Here is an 11973-nt window from a genome sequence, read left to right on the forward strand (position 1 = left end):
TGCATCTCTGGAGTTATGATTCTAGAGCGTATTTGTTTTGGTTCGTCACTTAACAACCCGTCAATACCATTGTCCATATATTTAACTGTCCAGCGTTCACTTGTTTTGGGTGTAATGTTTAGATAATCGGCTAACTGTTTTCTCGTTTTGAAACGATTGGTCAAAATAGATTCTAACCAAATCAAACGCTTCTCATATTTAAAAATACATTGCCTTTTACGTAAGGCTTTAAGTTCTAAAGCACTTTCTTTTATTAAAAATTCTCTCGGTTTTGCCATCCTTAAAGATAAGCAAATATAACGACTTTATTTATTCAAATTGGTATAACTCTTGATACTGCGGTTGAGAACAAGTCGTTTGCAGCTTTATCTATTTTTTTGATTTCTTGATATTGCCCTTTGACCCCTTTTATCGGTATCATCATAACCGATTTTTTTTCTTGCTCTAGTTCAGTAAAAAAGTCTAGATTATTATAGATTTTATCTCCGAAAAAATTCCTGTTTGTTTTCTCAGACCAAGATTCTTTAAAAACGGTCAGATCATTTACAGAGGCTGGGGTTATCTGAATTTCTTCGGGAAAAGGAATCCTGCCAACACGTCTAAAAGCCAATGTATGCAGTTTCACGCCATAATAGTACAGACTTTTAGTAGAACAATACCCTTTGTCGGTCAGTTCTTTGGCCACCTTTGCATTACGTTTTCCTGAACAAGTAATTATGGGCATTGAATCCAATAAGCTTTGGTTTTCATAACAATCGGTATGCAAGAATTCTTCAAGCAATGATGCTGAAAAGCTTCTAAATGCCTCCGATAACTGGTTAAGACGTTGAGAAAAACCAGCGTACGAGCCAAGTTTTGGAAACCAATCAAGCAAATAATCACAAGCAAAACCGTGAATCTGTTTGATGCCAAAGCGCTGTTCTTCTTGAACTATAAATAGATGGTCATAATTTCTTTATCCGTTAAATCTTGTTTATTGTTGTTACTGAAACGTTCACAAGTATGTTTTAAATCTTTTTCAAATCTGTCACAGATTATTGAGTAGATTTTTATTAATTTTAGGGTTTTTGGCTGATTAATCATATGTTTAAACGTGCGTTGAATACACTTTAAGTATGCTGATTGTTAGTTTATTAATGTAATTTATTGAAAGTTATTTCTTTCTTGTGGTTTATCAACCCTTGATTCGCATAAATAATTAAAAAAACTAATTTCCCCCCTAAGACAGAATGATTTGTGCCTTATATTATAAAGGTTTTTGCAATAGTTTTACTAAACAATAAAATTACTAAAAACTAAAAAATATGAAAAAAATTACATTTTATCTGTCATTAGTTATGGTTGCTATGGTTATAAATTTGGAAGCACAAGTAACTTATATTGATGAAAATTTTGAAGCTACAGATATATCTGGAGGAAGTGTCCCGTTAGCAAGTGGTTTTCCACAATTTAATTATACTGCAGATATTGCTGGTGGTAATGAGAATTATACTGATGCTACTGTTACAGAAAAAACGAATGCTGTAGCAATACATAACCGATCTGCATCAGCCAATTTTGTTGCTGCATACGTGTCTGGTAAACAGGTGCTTAGGGTGTCTGGGGGCGCAAATTATCTCACAGACGATGCAGGTGTTTATTTTACTGGATTAGATCTTACAGGACAAACAGTTTTATATTTTAGTTTTCAGGTTTTGGGAGGTGATAAAGCAGATGGTGCAGGTATAGAGACTACCTTACAAAGTTGGAGTATCAATTTAAATCATGGTAATTCTAGTACTGGATTTGTATTAAGTGATTCGTTTTTTGGAGTTGGAACAAATGTAACGACATCAATTCCTTTTAATATAAATAACGATGGTACTATTACTACAAATCAAACTTCTTTTGATATCATTCCTGGTCAATGGATAACAATTTATGGATCTGTAGATTTAACAGATAAAACACTAGGTAGCTTTGGTGCCTTTCAAATTCAAACAGATACGGGAGGGTTTGTATCTGGTGGTAAAGTAATTTATGCGCTAGATAATGTTTATGTAGCAACTACCCCTACACTATCTAATAGTTCATTTGAATTAAATAATTCTGTAAAAGTATATCCAAATCCAGTTAATAATATATTAAAAATTGATAACAGTTTAAATGTTGATATTAAACAAATGAGTTTAGTAAATGTATTAGGGAAAACAGTTTACTCTAGTGAATATAAACAATCAATAGATGTGACTCTTTTTTCAAAAGGTATTTACTTCTTAAGATTGACTTCTGATAAAAATGGTGAAATCACAAAAAAGATAGTTATAGATTAATAGCTTAATTCAAATTATTTAAAGTTCCTCAAAAATATATTTCTGAGGAACTTTTTTTAGTTTAAAACATCAAGAATAAATAGATAACGCGTAAATTAAAAGAAGTATTCCTCACAATAAACTACCTTTTATTTTTGAACTTAAAGCAGAACATTACCATATTGAGAAAGATAGGTTTGAAAGCATCGAGCTTCCAAAACCAAATCTAGAAAAATTAAGTGAATTATTTAAAAGTGAATTTAAAAACGATGCTGCCATATGTCTATAAAAACTTATTAGATAAATAAACAGTTCCTAAGGCGAGTTCATTGTTTTTTCAAAGCATTTCAACGAATTACACCCCTCTTTTTAAATAATGAGCCCCCCTAATAAATAGAGATTTATGGCTAAATTTGAGTGAAAATATTTAATATATAAAGATGAAAAAAAGTTCTAAAAGCAAGGGGTTAAATAGAAATGTTGGCATCATTAATGATTTCGAATTAAAGAATGTTTTCGAATTAAAGTGGCTAGTGGTGGTGTTATTTTTAATACCAGTTTTCTCATGTAGTTCCAGCCCTAATATTGAAGATGAAATTGTTAAAAGTTCCTCAAAACAAATAACATCATTTATCTTTACAGTATTGCAAAATGGAACACTGGTTCAAGATATACATGGTGTTATAGATGAGGATGCGAAAACTGTAAAATTAACGGTTCCATATGGCACAAATGTTTCAGCTTTGGTGCCATCAATTAGTATGTCAGATAAAGTTTCAATTATTCCTAATTCTGGAAAAGCTCAAGATTTTAGAAACCCTATCAAGTATAGCGTTATTGCAGAAGATGCTTCCGTAGTATTTTATACGGTTTCAGTGGGAATTGATGAGATTGCTAACGGATCATTATTACAGGTGGGAGATCCTGGCGTGCAAATTGATCAAAGTAAGTTTGATGAAAATTATCCTCAAATGAGTCGTTGGGCCAAAGCAGGTGTAGAAGGCGGCATTCCTTTTATTGATAGTTTTGAAAAAACAAGCTCAATAATGCCAGGGAATAGTGAATCGATTAACGCTGCAATTAGTAGTCTTTCTGCTGTTTTAGAAAATGGAGAGAAAGGGTTAATTACACTAAAAGAAGGAATGTATACAATTGATGCTTCTGTAATCATGAAATCTAATGTGTCACTTATAGGAGAGAGCCGTGATGGTGTTGTTTGTAGTATTTCAATGAATGGTGGCGATGCATTTTCGTTTAATAATGTTCAAAAATGTGGTTTATATAACCTTACAATAACAGGGAGTTGGTCGGAGCCAAAGTATAACTGGAATTATGGAATACCTCAAAATCGAGAATTCACAAATGACAATATATCGGTTAGGCTTAAATCTGGAACTAAAAATTGTTGGCTAGATAATGTGCAAATCTTAAATAGCGCAAGAGACCCTTTAAGATGTCCTGCAGACCATAATACGTTTAGAAATTTAATTATAGATGGATGTAAAAGAAAATCAGGGGGTGCAGAAGGATACTTTTTTATTCAAGGCAGGGATAATCTTATTACAGGCTGTCAAGTTACGAGAATTAGACATATTTCACTTCAAGGAGATAACGTAGAGTACAATGTGGTTTATAATAACGATTTTAGACAAGAAATAAGCTTTCATAGTGGTGACAATGGAAATAATTTAATAGAATTTAATAGAATAACCTTACCGTCGGACATGCCTCCAATAGAAGCAGGAGAAACAGGGCCTTATCCAGAAACAGAAAACGGTAAGCCAATTTATTTTGCAATAATGGGGCCATGGTCTACGCAACATACAAATTCAGCTAATCCTAATTTTATTTACAGAAATGACTGTAAACAATTTAATCATAACTACGGAACTAATACACCTTGGTCCAACGCTAATCAAGTTTATTTCGGACCTGAAAAATTAGGATTAAGTATACAAGAACGAATAGATAATTTTCCGGAATATGATAAAGGAGTACCGTCTGGTGGTACTTTATATGCTGTTAAACTATAAAAAAGATATTGTTTTAAAAGTAATTAGTTTCCGTTAAACCGAGTGAAGTTTTTAGTGTTTTGAAAACCATAGCATTTCGATTGCGCTCAATGAGACATTTTAACTTAAAATTGACTTTTCAGTCAGATTCGTTTTTTTGTTGTAAATGAAAGCTAATATTAAATAATGAATAAAAGCAAGTAAATCAACTTTCAGAAATCATTATCAATAGTGAATTTATCTACTTAAATGAGAATTTAAAAAAGATTTAAAAGTTTCCATGAACCCTATTTTGTTTAATATATAATATGAAGAAAAGATTTAAATATTTAATTAAAATACTTGTTGTTATAAATGTTTTTTTAATGACAAATAAGAGTAATGCTCAGCTTTCAGTAAAAGAACAAACTGTAGAAGATTTTAGACAATTTTTTTCAAAACAGGCTTATCGTGGGCATCAATTAACTAAAAGTAAAGTAGAACAAATTACTGCAAAAGCTTGCGTCGAGTTACTTAATAATAAAGGACAGTTTATCGATTTAATTGAAGGGCAGAAAAAAATTGAAGATAAAAAACTGTATTTATCAGAAAACAAAGAGTCACAAGTTGTTGTGAGTGAGCTTCTTGAAATTGCTTTTAACAGAATGTGGCGTATTGCTCAAACATATCGAGGAAAGGATTATGTAAATTATAAAAAGGACGCCACTATAAACAAGCTCTTTAAGGCTATTAATAATTATAGCAACATAGAAGCAAGTAGAGGCCAAAATACCGCTGGCAGATTTCATATTAGCTGTTTTGCTATTCCCACAGCGGCCGTCAATACTTATTTTTGCTTGTTTGATGCCATGGAGTCTGTAGAAAAAGGAATGGTTCAAGAAGCATTGGCAACGCAAGCAAATAAAAATTTAAAACAGATGAGTTACCAATCCTGGACTCAGCCTTACAGAAATGATGAAACAGATAAAAACCCTGTAAGTGTAGAGCGTTTTCAAAAGCACGTTTGGTGGGTAGGAGGTAATGGTTTGGGCTTCCGTTCGTTACTTCCAACGGCAGCAGCAATGAGTTCTGTAGAGATGATGGATGTACTTTCTGTTGTGGCAAAAGGTGGGCTTAGTAGTGTGTCTCAAAATACTTATGATGATGCTTTCTGGACAGAAGGGTTTACAGCAGATGGTGCTGGTTGGGGGCACGGCATGCAATGTTTAGTTTGGGGGTACCCAATATCAGGAACTTCAGCAGCATTAAGTATTATTGATTATTTTAAAGGAACGCCTTGGGCAAAACAATTAGATGAAGAAAATGCCCAATCACTTATCAATTATTTTCGTGGGAGTTCATGGTATTATTATAAAGGTTTTACACCGCCTAGTTTAGGCAGGGGTAGTATGGAATATACAATGGATAAACAAGAGTCTATTAAAACAGATGGCATGATAAAAAGTACGGTAGATGGTTGGCTTTCATCTTACCCTATAGCAGAACAACAAGAATTAATAGATTTAAATGAAGATATAAAGGATAACCAAATAAGTATGCAAGGGTATCCAAAAGGATATTATACAGGAACACGTTGGTTTTTTAATAATGATAATCTTATAAAAAAAAATCTAGATTATTACATCCAGGTAAGTATGGCATCTATTAGATGTGATGGTATAGAAAGTGCGCATACGCTTGCCGATAAATATAATTTTTATACGTGTGACGGTATGACTTATTTTATGAAAACAGGAAGTGAATATAACAAAGCTATAGGAGCATGGAACCTTACAGCAATACCTGGTGTCACATCTCGTCAAGGTGAAGATAAATTGTTGCCGATTACCAATTGGAGGGGGTATTGTAGTAAATACAATTTTGCCGCAGCAGCAACAAGTGGTGGAAAAAATGCAGCTTGCGGATTTATTTTTGAGAAAATGAATGCTTCAGATAAAAAAAATGTTAATGACCCCATAGGACGTGAAGACCCCAATACGATTATTTATGGCGTTAAAGCCAATAAAGCGTATTTTATGGTAGATGATTATATGGTGGCATTAGGAGCTGGTATAACAAATCTTAATCCAGAAATGGAAGGAGATATTTGGACAACCATTGATCAAACATATTATAACAATGAAGCACAATTTATCACAAACGGTAAACATTCAAATATTACAGGTAATGTTTCAACAGAATTAAAAGGAGATACACTTGTTTGGGCTTCACAAAAGGATGGCTTTTCATATGCGGTTTTACCTAAATACACTTCAGGAAGTGTACATTTATTAACAGAAACCAGACCAACTAAATGGAAAAAAATAAATAAAGCTAATGAAAGGCATAAAAAGATGTCTCAAGAAGCATCTATTTTTCAAATGTATATCAACCATGGTCAAGACATTAAAGATGCGCATTATGCATATGTAGTATATGGAGGTAAAGACGCTGAAACAAAAGTATTTAACAATATGCCATTAAATATTATTGAAAACTCAACAAACCTACAAGCTATAACTTGGGGTGATAATTACCTAGGAGCTTCTTTTTATAACCCTAATGCAACACTAAAAACTAAAGAAGGAGAAATAAGTGTATCGGCTCCTTGTGCGTTATTGCTCGAAAAAAATAATGGATATTATGAGTTATCACTTACCGATGCAGAGATGAATATAAATTTAAAATCAATAGAAGTTAAAACAACGTTACCAATTACAGGAGAACAAGTTTCTAAAGAAGGAAAATGGCATGTTGTTTCGGTTACAATGCCACAAGGAAAACTTTGTGGAAAGCCTACAACCGTAAAATTGAATTTCAATTAAAAAATTATGAAGCAGACTAAAATCATCTTTTTATTATTTACAATAATAGCAGTTAAAATTCAGGGTCAGGAAAAAGAGATTTCATATCCCTATACTTGGACAACAGAAACGAATCCCATAGTTAAGCACATATATGCTTGCGATCCTTCAGCAAAAGTATTTAAAGATGGTACTATATGGGTGTTTGCTTCTCATGATGCCGATACTGCTACTGGATATTGGAGTATGAAAGACTATCATACATTTTCAACCAAAGATTTGAAAACATGGACAGATCACGGAGTGGCGTTAAGTGTTGATGATATTTCTTGGGCTACATCTCATTTATGGGCTCCAGATGCTTGCGAACGAAATGGTAAATATTATATGTATGTTCCAGCAAATCATAAAATAGGTGTGTTTGTAAGCGATAAACCAGAAGGTCCCTATAAAGATGCATTAGGTAAGCCTTTGGTGCCTATTGATAATGCTATTGATCCCATGGTATTTATTGATGATGATAATCAAGCTTATTTATATTTTTCTCGTAAAGGAGAAGATTGCTTTGTTGTTAAGCTGAAAGAAAACATGACAGAAATTGATGGTGTTATTCATGAATTAACAAATTGGTCTATTCGTTCTACAATAGATGGTGATTATAACTTTGTAGAGGGGCCGTTTGTTCACAAATATAAAAACACGTATTATATGACATATCCAGCGAAGCTCTACAAACAAGGTGCTAAAGGAAATAAAGAAGGCGATGAGGTTATTTGTTATGCTACGAGTAATAGTCCTATGGGGCCGTTTGAGTACAAAGGTATTGTAGCAAATGAAAGTGGTGTGCATACCATTCATCAATCTGTTATTAAATTAAAAAACGACTATTATTTTTTCTACCACAATGGTGCTTTAGCTGAAAAAAACGGACATTCTGAATACAACAAATTTCGCAGAAGCATGTGTGTTAATAAGTTAATTCACAACAAAGATGGTTCATTAAAACTCGTAGAGCAAAAAGAGGCAATTTTTGATTAATAAACCATCCTTTATACCTTTTCCAAAAATCAATAAATGACATTTATAAACTATTTCACAGTCCTTTTAACAATTCTAATTTCAGTAACAAATAGTGCTGCACAAGTTCAAAATGAAACTTCAGGTAGCTATTGGAATTTAGAAAATGGCGTGCCAGAGAATTGGCAAGGTGAAAGATTAGAACTTTCAGATAAGAGATATAAAGTTGGTTTACATGCCGTAAAGTGGCTTTGGGAAAAAGGACGTGATGTTATGATTGAGAGTCCTCAAGGATCACAAGCTAGTTTTGAGGTAAAAAAGAAAGTATCTCAAAGTCTTTATAGTGATGAAAATGAGGGCGCATCCGCAACCGAAATTCGTGTAGGTGGTTTTATGGGCTGGATTTATAATGAAAAACCTATAGATGATTATTTACAAGTAGAGTTTGGACAGCATGAAAAGCCTGCCTATCAATTTTCGTTTTATCTCAATTTTTCTGGGTGGAGAGCTTGTTGGATACGTTTTTCAGAAATGGAAGTTTTAGAACATGTAGATCAGTTAGACTACATGAAATTTATAGCCCCTAAGAAACATGATTCGGGAATATTATATTTTGATAGAATTACCTTTAACGGAGAACCCATTCATGGGCGTAGTACGCCAGATCAGCAATTACCATTTATAAACCCACCAGTAAACCAAAATCATTGGGGAGGGCAGTGGTTTTGGGAAACAAATTTCAAGTATGATATTGCTTTGGAATCTGAAATAACCAAAGATGAAATTCAAGCCATAAACTTAATTGAAACCCGATTGTATGACATTGTAAAAGGTACTGTTCCTCATCAAGATGAAAATTGGTATTACAAAGATAATTTTGATGATTTACTAATAGTTCGTAATCCAGACGGAAGTGTTTCTGGTCGTCCTATCGTTTCTGCAGATGAATATAACGCCTTGTTAAATGATGTAAAACCATTACATCTTGCGCCGATTTTTATGGGATTGGCACGGGGTTATGCTTTGGCAGATGATGATCAAAGTAAAGAAATGTTTTTAGATTTATTTGATCATTTCGTAGATCAGGGTTACGATTATGGTAGTGCTACTGGTACGCAACATCATGTTGGTTACCAAATGGAAGGGATTCCAGAGTCTTTTTTATTAATGAAAGAAGCTCTTAAAAAATCTGGGAGAGCTCAAAAAGCATCACAAATTTTGGCATATTGGTACGGAACTGCAGAATCTAGAAAAGATATTTCAGTAAACGAATTGCAAGGCGTAGCCGATCTTTGGAATACTAAAGCAAAAGGCAGGTTAATTTCGGTTTTATTAATGGAAGATACTCCAGAGAAAGTGAGAGCTCTAAAAGCCCTTTCTCGTTTCTTTTCGAATTCACTTCAATATTCATCTGGTTTAGTAGGTGGTATTACCCCAGATCGATCTTTATTTCATCATGGCGGATTATATCCTGCATATATGACAGGTGCTTTAATGGGCATGGCTCCCGTAGTTTATGCGCTTTCTAATTCAACTTTTAAGATCGATGAACAAGCGACTCATAATATGGGACAATCCTTATTGTTAACGCGTATGTATTCCAATAAATACGACTGGCCAATAGGTTTGTCGGGACGCCAAGTTTTTGCTGGAAAAATGAGTCAGCGTGTTATTGATGCTTTTGGGTATGTGGCTAAGTCTGGAGGTGGAAAAAATAAAGTCAATAAAGAATTGGCTTCGGCTTATATGCGTTTAGCACAACCTTGGGAGAAAATGTATGGCGAATTCCAAAACATGGGAATTCAACCAGAGAAAGATCCAGAGGGGTTTCAAGTGGTTAACTATGCCTGTCTTGGTTTGCATCGAAGAGATGATTGGTTGGTAAGTATAAAAGGCTATTCTAAGTATGTTTGGTCTGGAGAAATTTATGCTCATGACAACCGTTGGGGGCGTTACATGAGTTATGGGAACTTACAGATTAATAATTCAGGAGATCCTATAAATGGGAAAAGTAGTGGATTTGTGCAAGATGGTTGGGATTGGAATCGATTTCCAGGTACCACCACCATACATTTACCTCTTGATAAATTATATTGTCCAGTATCAAGATTGATGTCCCGATCTGATGAAACTTTCTGTGGAAGCTCTTCCTTACTGCGAGTAAATGGCATCTTTGGAATGAAACTGCATGAAAATGAAACGCTTAAAAATTTCACGCCAGATCATCGTGCCAGAAAATCGGTGTTTTTTTTTAACGATTGTATTGTTGCTTTAGGAAGTAATATTGAAAATAGTAATACTGATTATTTAACTGAAACAACTCTTTTTCAGTTAGAAGCAGAAATAGATAATATAATACATATAGATGGGGCTCCACATACAAATTTATTTAAAATAAAATTAGATTCAAATGAAGCCCATAAAGTAATAGACAATAAAGGGAATATTTATTTTATTCCGAAAGGACAAAAATTGACTGTGGCTAGACAGAAACAATTTTCGAAACATAATAAGTCAGAACGTGATACAGAAGGTGTTTTTGGTGTTGCTTATTTAGATCATGGTAAGGCACCTAAAAAACAATCGTATGAATATGCTATTGTTGTAAATGGTAAAAGTTCTGGAAATACACCAAATTACAATGTTTTACAAAAAGATTATCACGCACATATTGTACATGATAATTTGACGGGAATTACTGGTTTTGTGTTATTTGAACCTGGTAATATTAAACATAATTTAGTTAGAAAAGTCAGTAAAGAATCTTTAGTAATGTGTAAAACTAAAGGAGACTCTTTAATAGTTTCACTATGTTCTCCAAGCATTAATTTGTCAAGTGATGCATCGTATAGTAACAAGCCAAGCGTTCCAGTTATTATTGAATTAGAATTAAAAGGAAAATGGCATTTAAAAGATGATAATTCCAGTTGTAAAATTAAGAGTGTTACAAGTGGGAAAACTGTTTTACAGTTTGAATGTGTTGATGGGAAAACGAATGAAGTTGAATTAATTAAACTAAATACTTAAATATGAAAATCGCGATTTTTTTTTAATAACAATACCGTTATATTCCTTTTTTTCGTGTAATTCCATAGAAGAAATAGATAGAGATAATTGGATAGTGGAGCAGCAAGCAGGTGGTAAAGTTGAGTTTGTAAATCATAAAATGGAAATATTTGATAAAAAAGGATGTACGGTTTGGTTCAAACATAAATTAGCAGCTCCTATTGTTATTGAATATGACGCTACTGTAATTGATAAGGAGGGGCCATTTGATAGAGTGTCTGATTTAAATTGTTTTTGGATGGCTAATGATCCAAAATCACCAAATGATTTTTTTAAACAGTCCAAAAAAAGAGCAGGAGTTTTTAAAAGTTATCATGAGTTAACACTTTATTATGTTGGCTTGGGAGGTCACGATAATACGAAAACGAGATTTAGGAAATATGATGGAAATCCTGACAGACCTTTGCTAAAAGAGCATGATTTGAGTGATAAAGAGTATTTGATTGTTCCAAACGTAAAAAACCATATTGTGATAACAGTTAATGAAAACGATGTTTCTTACCAACGAAATAATCAGGTTGTTTTTTCACTCCAGGACAAAACTCCTTATTTGGAAGGGTATTTTGGATTCAGATCGGTAGAGAACCATGTGTTGATTGAAAATTTTCGGATAAGAAAACCTTAGTCAAAAAATTGTTTTATTGATACTGCATTATGCGGATACTTTTACTATTATCAGTTATGAATAAACACCTTAATTGTATCCGTCCGGGCAACTACATTAGCTATTGGTCTTCATATTTCGTAGTGAATTCAATATCCTTGCCTTCTGCCCTTGCTTGAAGCACTATTTGTTGCATATGT

Annotated in this window: 7 protein-coding genes and 1 pseudogene; 6 read left to right on the forward strand and 2 right to left on the reverse strand. The window is 33.3% G+C overall.

Annotated elements, in window-relative coordinates:
* Nucleotides 1–278: pseudogene (locus ACFFU9_RS09805) on the reverse strand (helix-turn-helix domain-containing protein); the annotation flags it as partial.
* Nucleotides 279–313: 35 nt separating this feature from the next.
* Entirely contained in the window at nucleotides 314–874 is a 561-nt protein-coding gene (locus ACFFU9_RS09810; protein ID WP_379861254.1) for a transposase, read from the reverse strand.
* Between the two features lie 430 nt (nucleotides 875–1304).
* Between ACFFU9_RS09810 and ACFFU9_RS09815 the strand changes: the two genes are divergently transcribed.
* The 6 genes from ACFFU9_RS09815 (at nucleotide 1305) to ACFFU9_RS09840 (ending at nucleotide 11794) form a co-directional block, all read left to right on the forward strand.
* The gene (locus tag ACFFU9_RS09815) at nucleotides 1305–2312 is read left to right on the forward strand and encodes a T9SS type A sorting domain-containing protein (protein ID WP_379861255.1); all 1008 of its coding nucleotides are present in this window, start codon (nucleotides 1305–1307) and stop codon (nucleotides 2310–2312) included.
* Between the two features lie 419 nt (nucleotides 2313–2731).
* The gene (locus ACFFU9_RS09820) at nucleotides 2732–4324 is read left to right on the forward strand and encodes an SGBP N-terminal domain-containing protein (RefSeq protein WP_379861257.1); all 1593 of its coding nucleotides are present in this window, start codon (nucleotides 2732–2734) and stop codon (nucleotides 4322–4324) included.
* 344 nt (nucleotides 4325–4668) lie between these two features.
* Nucleotides 4669–7107, forward strand: a complete 2439-nt coding sequence (locus ACFFU9_RS09825; RefSeq protein WP_379861258.1) for a polysaccharide lyase family 8 super-sandwich domain-containing protein — start codon at nucleotides 4669–4671, stop codon at nucleotides 7105–7107.
* Nucleotides 7108–7113: 6 nt separating this feature from the next.
* Nucleotides 7114–8124: a family 43 glycosylhydrolase gene (locus ACFFU9_RS09830; RefSeq protein WP_379861259.1), complete on the forward strand. Its 1011-nt coding sequence runs from the start codon at nucleotides 7114–7116 to the stop codon at nucleotides 8122–8124.
* A gap of 36 nt (nucleotides 8125–8160) precedes the next feature.
* Entirely contained in the window at nucleotides 8161–11130 is a 2970-nt protein-coding gene (locus tag ACFFU9_RS09835; RefSeq protein WP_379861260.1) for a chondroitinase family polysaccharide lyase, read from the forward strand.
* A 94-nt stretch (nucleotides 11131–11224) separates the two neighbouring features.
* Nucleotides 11225–11794 carry a DUF6250 domain-containing protein gene (locus ACFFU9_RS09840; RefSeq protein WP_379861261.1) on the forward strand — a complete coding sequence of 190 codons (570 nt, stop codon included), beginning with the start codon at nucleotides 11225–11227 and terminating at the stop codon, nucleotides 11792–11794.
* The last annotated feature ends 179 nt before the right edge of the window (nucleotides 11795–11973 follow it).

Source organism: Mariniflexile ostreae (assembly GCF_042427585.1).
Classification (GTDB): Bacteria; Bacteroidota; Bacteroidia; order Flavobacteriales; family Flavobacteriaceae; genus Pseudalgibacter; species Pseudalgibacter ostreae.

Bases quoted from the DNA above. Each gene is read 5' to 3' on its own strand.
- ACFFU9_RS09830 (WP_379861259.1), top strand. From the start codon at position 7,114: ATGAAGCAGACTAAAATCATCTTTTTATTATTTACAATAATAGCAGTT.
- ACFFU9_RS09820 (WP_379861257.1), top strand. From the start codon at position 2,732: ATGAAAAAAAGTTCTAAAAGCAAGGGGTTAAATAGAAATGTTGGCATC.
- ACFFU9_RS09825 (WP_379861258.1), top strand. From the start codon at position 4,669: ATGACAAATAAGAGTAATGCTCAGCTTTCAGTAAAAGAACAAACTGTA.
- ACFFU9_RS09815 (WP_379861255.1), top strand. From the start codon at position 1,305: ATGAAAAAAATTACATTTTATCTGTCATTAGTTATGGTTGCTATGGTT.
- ACFFU9_RS09835 (WP_379861260.1), top strand. From the start codon at position 8,161: ATGACATTTATAAACTATTTCACAGTCCTTTTAACAATTCTAATTTCA.